The sequence below is a fragment of the Isoptericola sp. NPDC056578 genome, from assembly GCF_042793275.1.
In the GTDB taxonomy this organism is placed as follows: Bacteria; Actinomycetota; Actinomycetes; order Actinomycetales; family Cellulomonadaceae; genus Isoptericola.
The window spans coordinates 17,419-32,042 of the sequence record NZ_JBHTVC010000007.1 but is presented as its reverse complement, the minus strand read 5'-3'; the positions used below and the strand labels follow the sequence as shown (position 1 = coordinate 32,042).

The window sequence follows — 14,624 nt, the reverse complement described above, 5'->3', positions numbered from 1 at the left end:
ACCCCCGTCTCACGGGAGGTTCAGCGCCGGAGGCGCAGCTCGACGGCCTGCTCGCCCGCCGCCAGGTCGACCGTCGCCGACGCCGCACCGCAGCGCGCCTCGTACCTGCCGGCGAAGCCCCCGACCTCGATCCGCCCGTCCGCGTCCGTGCGACCCGGCGTCGGACCCGTCCACCACTCGTCGCGCACCAGGGACCGCAGCGCGTCGTACGCCGGCTTGGGCGTGCCGTCCGCCCGCACGAGCCCCGCCGGGGCGCCCAGCCACGCCCCGGCGTCGCCGAGGCCCCAGTACGTGATCGACTCGACCGCCGGGTGGGCCACGAGCGCCGTGTAGTGCGACACCACGTCGTCCGCCTGGCGCGCCTCGCCCTCGGGCGTCGACGGCCACCGGGCGACCTGGTGGTCGTTGAGGTCCTCGACGTCGGCCGGCATGAGGTCGCCCGAGACGAGCGTCGTCTCGGTCCAGTGGAGCGGCAGCCCGAAGCGCGCGAACCGGTCGCACACCTCCAGGAGCCGGTCGGCACCGCGGAAGCCCTGGTGCATGTGCGACTGCAGCCCGATCGCGTCGATCCGCACCCCCGCCCCGAGCAGCTCCTCGATCAGCCGCTCGTACTCCGGCCCCAGGTCGAAGTCGTTGATCAGCAGGCGCGGCGAGGTGCCCTGGCTGCGCGCCTCGTCGACCGCCAGCCGCACCATCTCGACCCGGCCGAGACGTGCGCACAGCCTGCTGATCGCGTTGGGGACGCCGTCGGGCTCGTTCGTGAACCGGGGCATGATCACCACCTCGTTGATGGCGTCCCACGTGTCGATCAGGCCGGCGAGGTCGCGCACCTCCCGGCGCACGCGCTCGCGGAGCAGCCGCTCGGCGTCGTCCAGCGGCAGGCGGTCGACCCACGGGGCCTTGACCGTGTGCCACACCAGGGGGTGCCCCTTGAGGCGCACCCCCTGGTCGGCGAACCACCGCGCCGCCGCCGTGAGGTCCGCGAGGGCGGTCTCACCGCGCCGCGGCTCGTAGCGCCCCCAGTACACGGGCAGGGTCGCCGTGTCGAACAGCCCCAGCCAGAGGTCCTGGTAGCCGGCGCCCGCGTCCGCCACCTCGAAGGCCGCGCAGCCGAACTCGAACGCGTGGCGCACCTGGCGCACCGTGACGTCCTCATGGGCCAGGGGCCGACCGTCGCCGTCCGTCAGCGTGACGGCGCTCCGGGTGCGCCGGTGCTCGAGACCGGTCACGCCGCGCCCTCGGCCCGTCCGCCGTGCCAGACGGCCTGCTCCGTGAGCGGCACGAGCGGCGGCACGGCGGGCGCGGTCGTCAGCTCGACCCGACGGCCCGAGTCCGCGGAGTCGAGCAGTCCCGTCATGACCTCCATGACGTGCAGACCGACGTCGCCACCGGCGCGCGGGGACGCCGACGCGTCGCCGTCCAGCCCGGCCGCCCCGACCATCTCCAGCAGGCCGATCCCGCGGCCGGCCCCCAGGAAACCGGCGCTCGGGGGCAGCACCTCCCACTCCGTGCCGCCGAGCGACCGCAGCTCGACGTCGCCGTCGAACCGGTTGGGGTCGGGCACCACGAGCGAGCCGGCGGTGCCGTGCACCTCGATCGGCCGCGCGTGCGAGCCGACGGCGTCGAAGCTCACCGTCACGGTGGACAGCGCGCCGCTCGCGTGGCCGAGCACGCCGGTGACGTGCGTCGCCACCTCGACCGGCACGCGCTCCCCCGCCCGCGGGCCGGAGCCGATGGTGCGCTCGTCCCGCGACCGCGAGGCCGCGCCCTGCACCCACGCGACCGGTCCCAGGATCTGCACCAGGCTCGTGAGGTAGTACGGGCCCATGTCGAGCAGCGGCCCGCCGCCCGGCGCGTAGTAGAAGTCCGGGTTCGGGTGCCAGAGCTCGTGGCCCGGGGAGACCCACGTGGCGACGGCGGCCGTCGGCGTGCCGATCCGGCCGTCCGCGACGGCGGCACGTGCGGTCTGCACGCCGGTGCCGAGCACGGTGTCCGGGGCGCAGCCCACGCGGGTGCCCGCGGCCGACGCCGCGGCCATCACCTCGCGCGACGCCGCCAGGTCCACCGCGAGCGGCTTCTCGCCGTAGCGGTCGACGCCGGCCGCCGCGCACGCCTTCGCGACGTGCGCGTGCACGCCGGGCGTCGTGAGGTCCAGGACGACCGACACGTCGGGGTCCGCGACCAGCGCGTCCAGGTCCGCGGCCACCCGCGCCCCGGGCAGCTCCGCCGCGACGGCCTCCGCCCGCGACCGGTCCAGGTCCGTCACCGCGACGACCCGCGCCCGCGGGTGCCCGGCCAGCGTGTCCAGGTACTGGCGCGAGATGACGCCCAGCCCGACGATGCCGATCCCGACCATGTCGTCGCCTCGCGGCGCGTTCGTCGCCCCCACGCCTACCTGCTCGCCCACAGCAGCCCCCTCTCGACGATGGTGCGGACGGTCGGGTTCTCGAGCACGTCCACGGAATGGCCCGGCGTCGCGACGAACACGCGCCCCGCGCCCCACTGCCGCGTCCAGACCGCCGGCGAGGTCACCGGGCGGTGCCACGGGTGCCAGTCGGGCGCCGGGTGCGTGGTGGTGGCGAGGACGTCGATGAGGTTGTCGTGCAGCACCCAGTACTGCTCGGTCTCCAGCTCGACGTCGTCCAGGCCCGCGGTGATCGCGTGCTCCCGGCCCAGGTCCGTGAGCTCGATCGTGTGCCGCAGGTAGTTGTCGGTCTGGTCGCCGTGCCGCAGGTGCGGCTCCTTGCCCGGGTGGGTGGCGAACTGCCCGCCCACCAGCTGGAGGTAGTCCGAGCTGTTCCGGTAGGAGTCGGCGATGCCGCCGTGCCACCCCGCCAGGCCGGTGCCCGCCTCGACGGCCGCGCGCAGACCCTGCAGCGCGGGGCCGCTGATCTGCGACATCGTCACGCACTGCAGCACCAGGTCGGTCGCCGCCATCGCGTCGGCGTCGGCGTACACCTCGTTGTCCGTCTCGACCCGCACCTCGAACCCTTGCTCGCGCAGGAAGGGCAGGAACAGGTCCGTGGCCGCCTCGGGCTGATGGCCGTCCCATCCGCCGCGCACCACGAGCGCTCGTCGCGTCATACGTCTCCTTCGTCGTGTGTCGTCAGACCTTTTCAGAGCCGAGCAAGCCCTTTCCACTCGCCGCGCTGGAGGGGGAGCACCGCGCCGTGCTTGGTGTGCGGGGGCAGGTGCAGCTCGTCGTCCGGCACCGGCTCCCACCGTGCGGACGAGATGTCGGTCGTGGTCAGCGCCCGGTACCCCTGCGGCGGACGGCCGTACTGGTCCACCCACAGGTACCACCGGCTCCCGTCGTGCGTCGGGAAGACGAGCGGCCCCTCGACCGCCGGACCGAAGCCCTGGCCCAGCCCTGTCGCGAGCGTCCTGAAGGCCGGGTTGAAGAACGACGACCCCACCTGGTGGAACACCTGCCACGACCCGGGCGCCGCGTCGTCCTGCTTCGCGAACCGGTGTACCTCGTCGCCGACGGTCACCGCCGTCATGTCGATCACCCCGCCGGGCAGCTCGAGGTACGTCTCGGCGGGGGTGAACGTGCGCAGGTCACGGGTCGTGGTGGTCAGGATCCGCGGCACGCAGGGGCCCTCGTGCCGCGGGTCGTCCGGGGCGTAGAGCGCCGCCGCGAAGTGCAGCACGAGCACGCCGGTGTCCACGTCGTGGAACACCTCCGGCGCCCAGGCCATGCCCGCGTGCGGCGGCGCGACGGTCACATGGCGCGGCTCCGACCACGTCAGGAGGTCCGGCGAGTCCCAGACGACGACGTCCCGGCTGCCGTGCCGGGCGAACTCCTCCCAGTCCGGGCCGGAGGGACGCCACACCCGCAGGTCCGTGGCGACGAGGTGGAAGCCCTGGCCGTCGGGCCGGCGCACGACGTGCGGGTCGCGGACGCCGGTGGTGCCGGCGCCGGTCTCGAGGACCGGCTCGCCGCCACGGAGCGGACGCCATCGCAGCGGGTCGTCGCCCTCGCTGAGGCTGAGGTGGATCCGCTCCCCGTGGCCCGCCCGGTCCTCCACGAAGTGCACGAGGAGATAGCCGTACGGATCGTCGGAGCACATCGTCGGGCCTTCCCGGTTTATCGTTAATCCGGGCCGACCCTCGCACGGCGGGACCACGTCGTCAAGGCCCGCAGGACGGCGCCGCGCACGGCCTGGCAGGATCACCCCGGGAGGTGGCGCATGGTCACGATGAGCGACGTCGCGCGGGAGGCGGGGGTGTCGATGATGACCGTCTCCAACGTGCTCACGGGCAACAAGCGCGTGGGCGAGCCCACCCGCGACCGGGTGCTCGCGGCGGTCGAGTCGCTCGGGTACGAGGTGAACCTCACCGCCCGGCACCTGCGCGCCGGCCGCACGGACACGGTCGCCCTCATCGTGCCCAGCTTCCACGACTACTTCGGCGAGGTCGCGGACCGGATCGCCCCGCTGGTCGAGGCCGGCGGCCGTCACCTCGTCGTCGAGCGCACCAGCGCGGACGCCCGCAGCGAGATGGAGTCGCTGAGCATGCCGAGGCTGCGGATGTACGACGGCGTCCTCCTCTCGGTGGCCGGCCTGCACAGCGACGAGCTCGACCGGGTCCCGACGTCCACCCCGATCGTGCTCCTGGGCGAGCGGGAGGTGCCCCAGCAGTTCGACCACGTCCGCCTCGCCAACGTCGAGGGCGCCCGGCTGGCGACGGCGCACCTGCTCGAGCGCGGGGCGCGGCGGGTGCTCGCCCTCGGCGCCTCCGTCGAGGCGTCGGTCGGCATGGAGTCGGACCGTCGTGCGGGGTGGGCCGAGGCGCACCGTGCGGCAGGGCTCGTCGCGGACGAGCGCCTCGTCACGCCCGTGCCGGACTTCACCTCCGAGGCCGCGTACGACGCCGTCGCCCGGCTGCTCGACGACGACATGCCGTTCGACGCCGTCTTCGCCGTCAACGACACCGTGGCGTTCGGCGCCGTGGCCGCGCTCGCGGAGCGGGGCGTCCGCGTACCCGACGAGGTCCAGCTGGTGGGCTTCGACAACCTCGGGGTCTCGCGCTTCGTCCCGCCGGGGATCACGTCGGTCGACCCGGGCTACGACGTCGTGGCGGCCACCGCCGTCCGGCTCCTCGAGCAGCGGATGGCGGGCGGGGACGGACCGCACGAGCACGTGACCGTCCCCGTCCGCCTGGTCGAGCGAGGCTCGACGCGCTCCTGAGGCCCCAGTCCTCGGATCTCTTGCCCACGGACGACCGTCCGTTCGTTGCCGTGCCCGGCGGGTTCCGGCTAGGTTGGCCTCAGTCATCCGATCTTTCTGCCCGTCGCCACGAAGAGGTGCGCATGCCCACCATCACCGACGTCGAGATCACCGACGTCCGTTTCCCCACCTCCCGCACGGCCGACGGCTCGGACGCGATGAACGCGGACGCCGACTACTCAGCCGTGTACGTCGTCCTGCGCACCGACGGCACCGACGCCGCGGGCGAGCCGCTGGCGGGTCACGGCCTGACCTTCACCATCGGGCGCGGCACGGACGTCGTCGCCCTGGCGGCCCGGCACCAGGCCGACCAGCTCGTCGGGCGCGACGTGGACGACGTCGCCGGCGACCTGGGCGCCACGTACCGCGACCTCACCGGCGACAGCCAGCTGCGCTGGCTCGGGCCGGAGAAGGGCGTGGTGCACCTGTCGCTGGCCGCCGTGCTCAACGCGGCCTGGGACCTCGCCGGGCGCCGCGCCGGCAAGCCCGTGTGGCGGCTGCTCGCGGACATGACGCCCGAGCAGCTCGTCGACGTCGCCGACCTGCGCTACCTCTCCGACGCGCTTACCCGCGACGAGGCCCTGGAGATCCTGCGGGCCGCCGAGCCCGGCAAGGCCGAGCGCATCGCGCACCTGGAGCGCCGCGGCTACCCCGCGTACACGACGTCCGCCGGCTGGCTCGGCTACGACGACGCGAAGCTGCGCCGCCTCACCCGGGAGGCCGTGGACGCCGGCTACCGGCACGTGAAGCTCAAGGTCGGCGCGCGCCTCGAGGACGACGTGCGCCGCCTCGGCATCGCGCGCGAGGAGCTCGGGCCGGACCTCACGCTGATGATCGACGCGAACCAGGTGTGGGACGTGCCCGAGGCCATCGAGTGGGTCCGCGCGCTCCAGCGGTTCGACCCGCTGTGGATCGAGGAGCCCACGTCGCCCGACGACGTCCTCGGCCACGCCGCCGTGCGCGAGGGCGTCGCCCCCGTGCGCGTCGCGACGGGCGAGCACTGCCACAACCGCGTGATGTTCAAGCAGCTCTTCCAGGCCGGCGCGACCGACTACTGCCAGCTCGACACCGGGCGCCTCGCCAGCATCAACGAGATCGTCGCCGTGCTGCTGCTCGCCGCGAAGTTCGGCGTCCCCGTCTGCCCCCACGCCGGCGGCGTCGGCCTGTGCGAGATGGTCCAGCACGTGTCGGTGCTCGACTACGTCGCCGTCTCCGGGTCGCTCGACGGGCGGATCACCGAGTTCGTCGACCACCTGCACGAGCACTTCACCGACCCGTGCCTGGTGCGGGACTTCGGCGAGGGCGTGTCGTACGTCGTGCCGACCGCCCCCGGCTACTCCACGCAGATGCGCCCGGAGTCCGTGGCGGAGTTCCGCTTCCCCGGCGGCGCTGCGTGGACGTCGTGACCGTGGTGACCTGGGACACGTTGCCCGGAACACGTTGACCTCAACAAGGGTTCAGGTCGTAGCGTGACCAGCAACGACATCCGCGACGACGAAGGGGACGAGATGCCCGTCTACACCCTGCCCGACCTGCCCTACGACTACAGCGCCCTCGAGCCGCACATCAGCGGCAAGATCATGGAGCTGCACCACGACAAGCACCACGCCGCCTACGTCACCGGCGCCAACACCGCCCTGGACAAGCTCGCCGAGGCCCGCGAGTCCGGCGACAACGCCGCGGTGAACCTGCACGAGAAGAACCTCGCGTTCAACCTCGGCGGCCACACCAACCACACCGTCTTCTGGAACAACCTCTCCCCCGAGGGCGGCGGCCAGCCCGAGGGCGAGCTCGCCGAGGCCGTCAAGGACGCCTTCGGCTCGTTCTCGACGTTCCAGGCCCAGTTCGCCGCCGTCGCCACCGGCATCCAGGGCTCCGGCTGGGCCGTGCTCGGCTGGGACTCCATCGGCCAGCGCCTCGCGATCTTCCAGCTCTTCGACCAGCAGGCCAACGTCCCCGTCGGCATCACCCCGCTGTTCATGCTGGACATGTGGGAGCACGCCTTCTACCTGGACTACCTCAACGTCAAGGCCGACTACGTCAAGGCCGTGTGGAACATCGCGAACTGGCAGGACGTCGCCGCGCGCCTGCAGCGCGCCCGCACCCAGACCGCCGGGCTCATCGTCCCCGCCTGACGGCTGCACCCGAGCGTGTGAGCGGGCGTGCGGCCCTGTCTCCCGGCGGAGGCAGGGCCGCACGCCCGCTCACAGCGCTGTCTGCTGGTAGAGGGCCAGGCGCGGCTCGCCGTCGACGACGACGTACGTGCTGGCCATGAGCGCGACGAACGGCGGGTCGTCGCCGCGCACGGCCCGCGCGCGGTAGACGAGCGCGGCGGCGCCGCCGTCGAGGCCGACGCGGCGGACGTCGCGCAGGTCGTAGGAGTCCCACGGCGGCGCGCCGTCGAGCGACGCGACGACGGCGTCGCGGTCGAGCACCGAGCCGTCCACGAGCACCATGAGCGCCGCGGGCGTCATGAGGTCGCCGTAGAACGCGCCCCCGGCGCTCCGGCACAGCGCGTCCCACCCCTGTCGCTCCAGGTCGAGCAGCCGGTCGAGCGTGAGGTCCACCATCGCGCCAGGCTACGGACCACGGCGGGGCCACGCAGGAGGCACACCCCCGGATTCATCGGAGGAATCGGTGCAGCCGGGCGCGAACTGGGCCATAATCCACGACATGTCCCGCACCGATGAGGTCGTCGACGGCGTCCGCCGCATGATCACCGGCGGGGAGCTCGGCCCCGGCGACCGGCTCCCCGTGGAGAAGGACCTCGCCGATCGGCTGGGCGTCTCCCGCGGCTCCCTGCGCGAGGGGGTGCGCGCCCTCACCGTGCTCGGCGTCCTCGACACCCGCCAGGGTGACGGCACGTACGTCACCAGCCTCGACCCCGCCCGGCTCATGTCGTCGCTGCAGTTCGTCGTGGACCTGCACGGCGACACCAGCGCCCGCCCGTTCCACGCCGTCCGCCGCGTGCTCGAGACGGAGGCCGCCGGCCTGGCCGCGCACCGCATCACGCCCGAGGCGCTGGAGGAGGCCCGCGCCGTCCTCGACCGGGCGGCGCGCACCCTTGCTCAGGACGACGTCGACCACCCCGCCTTCATCGAGGCCGACACCGCGTTCCACCGGATCGTCGCCGACCAGGGCGGCAACCCCGTGATCACCGCCCTCGTCGAGGCGATCGCCGGCCGCACCGCGCGCGAACGACTCTGGCGAGGCCTGCACGAGGAGGGCGCCGAGGCCCGCACCCAGCGCGACCACGAGGCCGTCTGGCGCGCCCTGGCCGCCGGCGACGCCGAGGCCGCGCGCGTGCGCATGGCCGCGCACCTCCTCGACGTCGAGGAGACCCTGCCCGGCCCGGAGGCCACCGAGGACTGACCCCGCGGGACAGGGGCCCCGGCGGCCGCACCTAGACTGGACGTCGCCTGCGATCAAGCCACCGGTCACCAGCAGGCGACGCGCGTGAGAGGAACGGAACATGGCCGCCCACGGTGGCATCAATCTGAGCGACGACGGACTCCGGTGGGAGATGTGGGGCGAGATCGACGTCGCCGTCGCCCACGAGGTCTACGCCACGCTGGAGGCTGCGGGCGAGGGTCGCAAGACCCTCGACATGCGCAGGGTGACGTTCATCGACTCGTCCGGCGTGCGCCTCGTGGTCCTCGCGTGCGAGAACGGTCCGCACCCGCGGGTGGTCGGTGCTCCGCAGCTGGTCCGCGACATCTTCGAGATGATGAGCTTCGACATGCTGGTCGACTTCGTCGACGCCGACCCGGCGGAGCCCCTCGACGACGCTACGCGGACGGGGACCGGACCCCGATCGTGAGCAGCAGGTTGGCGTAGACGCGCTGGTCGCCGGTGGCGACCAGCAGGGCGACGTCGTCGGACCGCGCGGCGTCGTAGAACGCGAAGCGGTCCAGCTCGTCCCAGCCGACGTCGGGCCCGAGCATCGCCCGGTAGCCGGTGTGCGCGGGGATCTCCTCCCCCGCGGCGACGACGTCGCCCGCCACGCCGCCGGGCACCATGACGGCGGCGGACTCGACGGGCACGGCGTCGAGCAGCACCTCGAGCACCTGGTCCACGGTCAGCAGGCCCGGCCGCAGGTTGAGGTGGACGCGCGCCGCGCCGGGGCGGGCGCCCGTGGAGTGCGGGTAGTTCGCGTCGGCGAGCAGCACCCGCGACCCGTGCCCCGCCGCGGCGAGCGCCGCGACGAGGCCCGGGTGCAACAGCTCGTAGCGCAGCACGACGTCAGACCCGCGCCGGGACCTGGGCGTCGGCGAAGGCGTGCCGCTGCCGGCCGACGCCGTCGATCTCGACCTCGACGACGTCGCCGTCGGCCAGGTACGGGAACCGGCCGGACAGCGCGACGCCCTCGGGGGTGCCGGTGCAGATCAGGTCGCCCGGCTCGAGGGTCATGTACTGCGACAGGTGGTGCACGATCTCGGCGACGCCGAAGATCATGTCCGTCGTCGACGAGTCCTGCCGGGGCTCGCCGTTGACGAACGACCGCAGCCGCAGGTCGGCGGTGTCCACCTCGTCGGCGGGCACCAGCGCCGGGCCGGTCGGCAGGAACGCCGGGCCGCACTTGCCCTTCGACCACTGGCCGAGCGAGTCGTCGAGCTGCCAGGCCCGCTCGCTCACGTCGTCCACCACGGTGTACCCGGCGACGTGCTCGAGCGCCGCGTCGGCCGACGGCAGGTAGCTCGCCTGCTTCCCGACGACGATCGCGAGCTCGACCTCCCAGTCGACCTTGTCCGAGCCGGGCGGGATCGGCACCGTGTCGTCGGGGCCGACCACCGTGTTGGGGTGCTTGAAGAAGATGATCGGCAGGCGCGGCGGCTCGGCGCCGGACTCCCGCGCGTGGGCGGCGTAGTTCTGGCCCACGCAGACGACGGCGGTGGGTCGCGCGATCGGCGCCCCGACGCGCAGGGCGTCCGCGCCGTCGAGCACGGGCAGCTCGCCGGCGGCGAGGGCGGCGCGCGTGCGCGCGATGCCGTCGGCGGCGAGGAAGCCGCCGTCGACGTCGGCGGTCAGCGGCCGCAGGTCGTAGGTGGCGCCGTCGTTGCTGACGGCGGGGATCTCCTGGCCCACCGGGCCCAGGCGGAGCAGCTGCATCGATGTCCTCTGTTCTCTCTGGGGGGCGCCTCGATCATGCGCCCGTGTCGCGTCCCGGTCACATCCGTCCCGCCATGCGGGCGGCGGTGCGGACGGAGCGTCACGCGAAGGCGTCGGGGTGGGCCTCGGGGGCGAGCAGCCCCTGGCCCACCAGGTCGGTCCACAGGTCGGTGGGGACGACGGCGGCGTGCCGGTCCACGGCCTGCCGCACCTGGTCGGCGGTGCGCAGCCCGACGACGGTGCTCGCCACGGCCGGGTGCGTGCGCACGTAGGCGAGCGCGGCCTCCGGCAGCGTCGCTCCGTGGTCGGCACACACCTGCGCGATGCGACGGGTGCGGTCGAGCAGCGCGGCGGGGGCGGGCGCGTAGTCGTAGGTCGCGTCGTCGGGCACGACGTCGCGGGCCAGCAGCCCGGAGTTGTAGACGCCGGCGACGACGACGGCCGCGCCGCGCTCGACGGCCGCCGGCAGCAGGTCCGCCAGGGCGGGCTGCTCCAGCAGCGTGAACCGGCCGGCGCACATCACGACGTCCACGTCGGCCTCGGCGACGAACCGCGCGAGCATCGCCGACTGGTTCATCCCCGCCCCGATCGCGCGGACGACGCCCTGCTCGCGCAGCTCCACCAGCGCGGGGACCGCCTCGGCGAACGCCTGCTCCTCGTGGTCGTCCGGGTCGTGCAGGTACACGACGTCGACCCGGTCGAGCCCGGTGCGCTCCAGGCTGGCCTCGAGCGACCGCAGGATCCCGTCGCGGGAGAAGTCCCAGACCCGCCGCGTCGCGGCGGGCACGTCGAACATGTCCGGGTCCTTCTGGTGCGCCGTCTCCGGGGAGGGCACCAGCAGGCGCCCCGCCTTCGTCGACACGACGTACTCGTCCCGCGGGCGGCCGGCCAGGCTCGCCCCGAGGCGCCGCTCCGACAGTCCGAGCCCGTAGTGCGGCGCCGTGTCGAAGTACCGCACGCCGGCCTCCCACGCGACGTCGAACGCCGCCCGGGTCTCCTCGTCCGTCGTCTGCCGGTAGAGGTTGCCGGCCTGTGCCGCGCCGTAGCCGAGGCCGGTCAGCCGGACCCCCGTCTCCCGGACCTCCCGGGAGGGCATCGCGGTCATGCCTGCTCCGGCGGGCGCACCCGCAGCTCGTGCATGCCGCCGTCGACGGCGAGCGCGGTGCCGGTGGTGGCGGTCGCGAGCGGGCTCGCGAGGTAGCAGACGGCGTGCGCCACGGCCTCCGGGCTCACCAGCTTCCCGGTGGGCTGGCGCGCCGCGAGCGCGGCGCGCTCGGCGGCGGGGTCGGGGGCGGAGTCGAGCAGGCGGCCCACCCACGGGGTGTCCACGGTGCCGGGGTTCACGCAGGTGACGCGGATGCCCTCGCGCACGTGGTCGGCCGCCATGGCGAGGGTCAGCGCCTGCACGGCGCCCTTGCTCGCGGAGTACAGGGCGCGCTGCGGCAGCCCCGACCACGACGCGATCGACGCGGTGTTCACGACGGCCGCGTGCTCCGACGCCCGCAGGTGCGGCAGCGCCGCCCGGGTGACGCGCACGATCCCGAGCACGTTGACGTCGAGCACCCGCAGCCACTCGGCGTCGTCGTTGTCCGCGACCGTGCCCTGCGCGCCGATGCCCGCGTTGTTCACGACGACGTCGATGCCGCCCATCTCCGCCGCCGCGCCCTCCACGGCCGCGCGCACGGCCGGGTCGTCGGTGACGTCGGCGACCTGGGAGCCCGCGCCGTCGGGCACGCCGTCGCGCGTGCGGTCGATCGCGACGACCTGCGCACCGCGCGCGAGCAGCGCGCGCACGACGGACGCGCCGATGCCCGACGCGCCGCCGGTCACGATCGCGCGGATGCCGGCGAACTCCGGCGGGTTCTCGAGGGGGGCGGTGCTCACGGGTGCTCCTTCGTGCGGGTGGTGGTGACGTGCTCGACCGCGAGGCCGTAGGTGGCGACGGCGGTGCGGCCGCGCACGGCAGCGCGCTCGTCGGGGGCGAGGCCGGACAGCAGCTCGTCGGCGGTGGAGAGCCAGCGCCCGTAGCCCGACGCGAGCAGGCAGACCGGCCAGTCGCTGCCGAGCAGGAGGCGGTCGGGGCTGAAGACGTCGAGCGCGTGGTCGGCGGCGGGGCGCAGGTCCGCGGTGGTCCACGAGTCCCAGCGCGCCTCGGTGACCAGCCCGGACAGCTTCGCGACGACGTTCGGGCGGGCCGCGAGCGCCGCCAGGTCGCGGCGCCAGGCGCTCAGGTCGCCCGCGCCGGGGTTGCCGGCACCGAGGGGCGGCTTGGCCAGGTGGTCGAGCACGAACCGGGTGTCAGGGAGCGCCGCGGCGAGGCGGGCGCACGACGCGAGCTGGTCCGCGCGGACCACGAGGTCGAACGGCAGGCCCGCGGCGCCGACGGCGGCGATGCCGGCGTGCACGTCGGGGCGGTCCAGGTAGTCGGAGTCTGCCTCGGCCTGCACCATCGTGCGGATCCCCACGAGCCGGTCGCCGCCCGGCCCGTCGCGCAGCGCGGCGAGGCGGTCCTCGAGCGCCGGGTCGAACAGGTCGGCCCAGCCGACGACCCCCGCGATGCGTGCCGCGCGCCCCTCGGGCGAGGCGGCGACGTCGAGCAGGTCCTCGGTCTCGGCCCAGGTGCTCACGCTCTGCACGACGACGGTGGCGTCGACGCCGTGGGCGGCGGCGGGCAGGTCGGCCGGGGTGAAGTCGGCGTCGATGGCGGCCATGGTCGCGGGGTCGATCCAGTCCTGCGGGTGCCGCGCGCGGACCCACAGGTGGTGGTGCGCGTCGACGACGACGTCGGACATCCGGACTCCCTCGGCCTGCAGACTGATTCATCCAATGTATAGGCGTCCAGACCGCTTGCGCCAGCCCCGGCATCGGCGAGTATCCTCGGATCGCACCGCACAGACGTCATATCTCTGCGCGCGCTGTTCGACCGGCTCCGAGCCGGACCCGCCCGCTCGACGAGGAGTGATCCGCATGACCACGGCCGCCCCGCCCCTGCGCCCCGAGCAGGCGTGGTTCACCGAGGCCCGCTTCGGCCTCTTCGTGCACTTCGGCCTCTACTCCGCGGCCGCCCGACACGAGTGGGTGATGAGCTTCGAGCGCATGACCGTCGAGCAGTACGCACGCTACGCCGAGGTGTTCGACCCGGACCTGTTCGACGCGCGCGCCCTCGTCCGCGCCGCCAAGGACGCCGGCATGAAGTACGTGGTGCTGACCACCAAGCACCACGACGGCTTCGCCCTGTGGGACTCCGCGGTCAGCGACTACAGCATCGCCCGCACCCGCGGGCGCGACCTCGTGGCGGAGCTGGCCGAGGCCGTGCGCGCCGAGGGGCTGCGGCTCGGGCTGTACCACTCGCTCCTCGACTGGCACCACCCCGACTACACCGTCGACGCCGACCACCCGCGCCGCGACGACCCCGACGCCCACGTGCTCAACGAGGGCCGCGACATGGCCCGCTACCGCGAGTACCTGCACGCCCAGGTGCGCGAGCTGCTCACCGGCTACGGCCCGGTGGACTACGTCTTCTTCGACTTCACCGATTCCCGGGACCGGCGCGGCTGGCCGGGCAAGCGCCCCGAGGACTGGGACGCCGAGGGCCTGCTCGCCATGGTCCGCGAGCTCCAGCCGCAGGCGGTGGTGAACGACCGCCTCGGCATCCCCGGCGACCTCGTCACGCCCGAGCAGTACCAGCCCGCCGAGCCGATGCGCGACGACGCCGGCGAGCTCGTCGTCTGGGAGGCGTGCCAGACCCTCAACGGCAGCTGGGGCTACGACCGCGACAACACGAAGTTCAAGGACCCGGACCTGCTGGTGCGCATGCTCGTGGACACCGTGTCCAAGGGCGGCAACCTGCTGCTGAACGTCGGCCCGGACGGGCGCGGCGCGATCCCCCCGCGCGACGCCGCCACCCTCGCCGCGCTCGGTGCGTGGACGCGGCTGCACGGCCGGTCGATCACGGGTGCCGGCCCCGCCGACCCCGAGCTGGCCGCCGCCGTCGCGCCGGGGCTGCCGCCCGGCGTCGTGCTCACACAGCGCGACGACCGCCTGTACCTGCACCTGTTCGCGTGGCCCTTCGGTCACGTCCACCTGCGCGACCTCGCCGACCGGGTGGGCTACGCCCAGCTGCTGCACGACGGCTCCGAGCTGCGCACCAGCCGCACCGACCCGGACCAGAAGGCGTTCAACACGATCCCCGGCGGGCAGCCGCCCGGCACCCTGACGCTGCACCTGCCCACCGCGCGGCCGGACGTCGCCGTGCCGGTGGTCGAGCTGTTCCTCGACCGGTAG

The 14,624-nt window shown here is 74.1% G+C and carries 16 protein-coding genes; 6 read left to right on the top strand and 10 right to left on the bottom strand.

Features of this window, described 5'->3' with window-relative positions; translation table 11 throughout:
• Positions 1–20: 20 nt before the first annotated feature.
• The 4 genes from ACFQ80_RS04690 to ACFQ80_RS04675 are packed head-to-tail and all read right to left on the bottom strand — an operon-like array spanning position 21 to position 4,073.
• A complete protein-coding gene (locus ACFQ80_RS04690) occupies positions 21–1,229 on the bottom strand; it encodes an endo-1,4-beta-xylanase (protein ID WP_430562744.1) in 1,209 nt (402 codons plus the stop codon).
• Positions 1,226–2,356: a Gfo/Idh/MocA family protein gene (locus ACFQ80_RS04685; protein ID WP_430562801.1), complete on the bottom strand. Its 1,131-nt coding sequence runs from the start codon at positions 2,354–2,356 to the stop codon at positions 1,226–1,228. Before ACFQ80_RS04685 ends, ACFQ80_RS04690 begins: the two co-directional genes overlap by 4 nt.
• 35 nt (positions 2,357–2,391) lie before the next feature.
• Positions 2,392–3,084: a ThuA domain-containing protein gene (locus ACFQ80_RS04680; RefSeq protein ID WP_430562743.1), complete on the bottom strand. Its 693-nt coding sequence runs from the start codon at positions 3,082–3,084 to the stop codon at positions 2,392–2,394.
• A gap of 32 nt (positions 3,085–3,116) precedes the next feature.
• Positions 3,117–4,073, bottom strand: a complete 957-nt coding sequence (locus tag ACFQ80_RS04675; protein ID WP_430562742.1) for a glycoside hydrolase family 43 protein — start codon at positions 4,071–4,073, stop codon at positions 3,117–3,119.
• 120 nt (positions 4,074–4,193) lie between these two features.
• Between ACFQ80_RS04675 and ACFQ80_RS04670 the strand changes: the two genes are divergently transcribed.
• The 3 genes from ACFQ80_RS04670 (at position 4,194) to ACFQ80_RS04660 (ending at position 7,366) form a co-directional block, all read left to right on the top strand.
• On the top strand, positions 4,194–5,192 hold the full coding sequence (locus ACFQ80_RS04670; protein ID WP_430562741.1) for a LacI family DNA-binding transcriptional regulator: 999 nt from the start codon (positions 4,194–4,196) through the stop codon (positions 5,190–5,192).
• A 122-nt stretch (positions 5,193–5,314) separates the two neighbouring features.
• On the top strand, positions 5,315–6,637 hold the full coding sequence (locus ACFQ80_RS04665; RefSeq protein WP_430562740.1) for an enolase C-terminal domain-like protein: 1,323 nt from the start codon (positions 5,315–5,317) through the stop codon (positions 6,635–6,637).
• 102 nt (positions 6,638–6,739) lie between these two features.
• Positions 6,740–7,366: a superoxide dismutase gene (locus tag ACFQ80_RS04660; protein WP_430562800.1), complete on the top strand. Its 627-nt coding sequence runs from the start codon at positions 6,740–6,742 to the stop codon at positions 7,364–7,366.
• A gap of 69 nt (positions 7,367–7,435) precedes the next feature.
• Here the strand turns inward: ACFQ80_RS04660 and ACFQ80_RS04655 are convergent, their stop codons facing one another.
• Positions 7,436–7,801, bottom strand: coding sequence for a DUF4440 domain-containing protein (locus tag ACFQ80_RS04655; protein WP_430551608.1), 366 nt, complete (start codon positions 7,799–7,801; stop codon positions 7,436–7,438).
• Between the two features lie 103 nt (positions 7,802–7,904).
• Here ACFQ80_RS04655 and ACFQ80_RS04650 point away from each other — a divergent pair, with 103 nt between their 5' ends.
• Positions 7,905–8,603 carry a FadR/GntR family transcriptional regulator gene (locus tag ACFQ80_RS04650; RefSeq protein ID WP_430562739.1) on the top strand — a complete coding sequence of 233 codons (699 nt, stop codon included), beginning with the start codon at positions 7,905–7,907 and terminating at the stop codon, positions 8,601–8,603.
• 100 nt (positions 8,604–8,703) lie between these two features.
• Positions 8,704–9,051 carry an STAS domain-containing protein gene (locus ACFQ80_RS04645; RefSeq protein ID WP_430551606.1) on the top strand — a complete coding sequence of 116 codons (348 nt, stop codon included), beginning with the start codon at positions 8,704–8,706 and terminating at the stop codon, positions 9,049–9,051.
• Here ACFQ80_RS04645 and ACFQ80_RS04640 read toward each other — a convergent pair.
• The 5 genes from ACFQ80_RS04640 to ACFQ80_RS04620 form a co-directional block, all read right to left on the bottom strand.
• Positions 9,020–9,469, bottom strand: a complete 450-nt coding sequence (locus tag ACFQ80_RS04640) for an RbsD/FucU domain-containing protein (protein ID WP_430562738.1) — start codon at positions 9,467–9,469, stop codon at positions 9,020–9,022. The genes ACFQ80_RS04645 and ACFQ80_RS04640 overlap by 32 nt on opposite strands.
• 4 nt (positions 9,470–9,473) lie before the next feature.
• Positions 9,474–10,340, bottom strand: coding sequence for a fumarylacetoacetate hydrolase family protein (locus ACFQ80_RS04635; RefSeq protein ID WP_430551604.1), 867 nt, complete (start codon positions 10,338–10,340; stop codon positions 9,474–9,476).
• Between the two features lie 100 nt (positions 10,341–10,440).
• The gene (locus tag ACFQ80_RS04630; protein WP_430562737.1) at positions 10,441–11,445 is read right to left on the bottom strand and encodes an aldo/keto reductase; all 1,005 of its coding nucleotides are present in this window, start codon (positions 11,443–11,445) and stop codon (positions 10,441–10,443) included.
• Positions 11,442–12,224, bottom strand: a complete 783-nt coding sequence (locus ACFQ80_RS04625; RefSeq protein WP_430562736.1) for an SDR family NAD(P)-dependent oxidoreductase — start codon at positions 12,222–12,224, stop codon at positions 11,442–11,444. The genes ACFQ80_RS04630 and ACFQ80_RS04625 overlap by 4 nt, the downstream gene beginning before the upstream one ends.
• Entirely contained in the window at positions 12,221–13,132 is a 912-nt protein-coding gene (locus ACFQ80_RS04620) for an amidohydrolase family protein (protein ID WP_430562735.1), read from the bottom strand. The genes ACFQ80_RS04625 and ACFQ80_RS04620 overlap by 4 nt, the downstream gene beginning before the upstream one ends.
• 175 nt (positions 13,133–13,307) lie before the next feature.
• Between ACFQ80_RS04620 and ACFQ80_RS04615 the strand changes: the two genes are divergently transcribed.
• Positions 13,308–14,624: an alpha-L-fucosidase gene (locus ACFQ80_RS04615; protein WP_430562734.1), complete on the top strand. Its 1,317-nt coding sequence runs from the start codon at positions 13,308–13,310 to the stop codon at positions 14,622–14,624.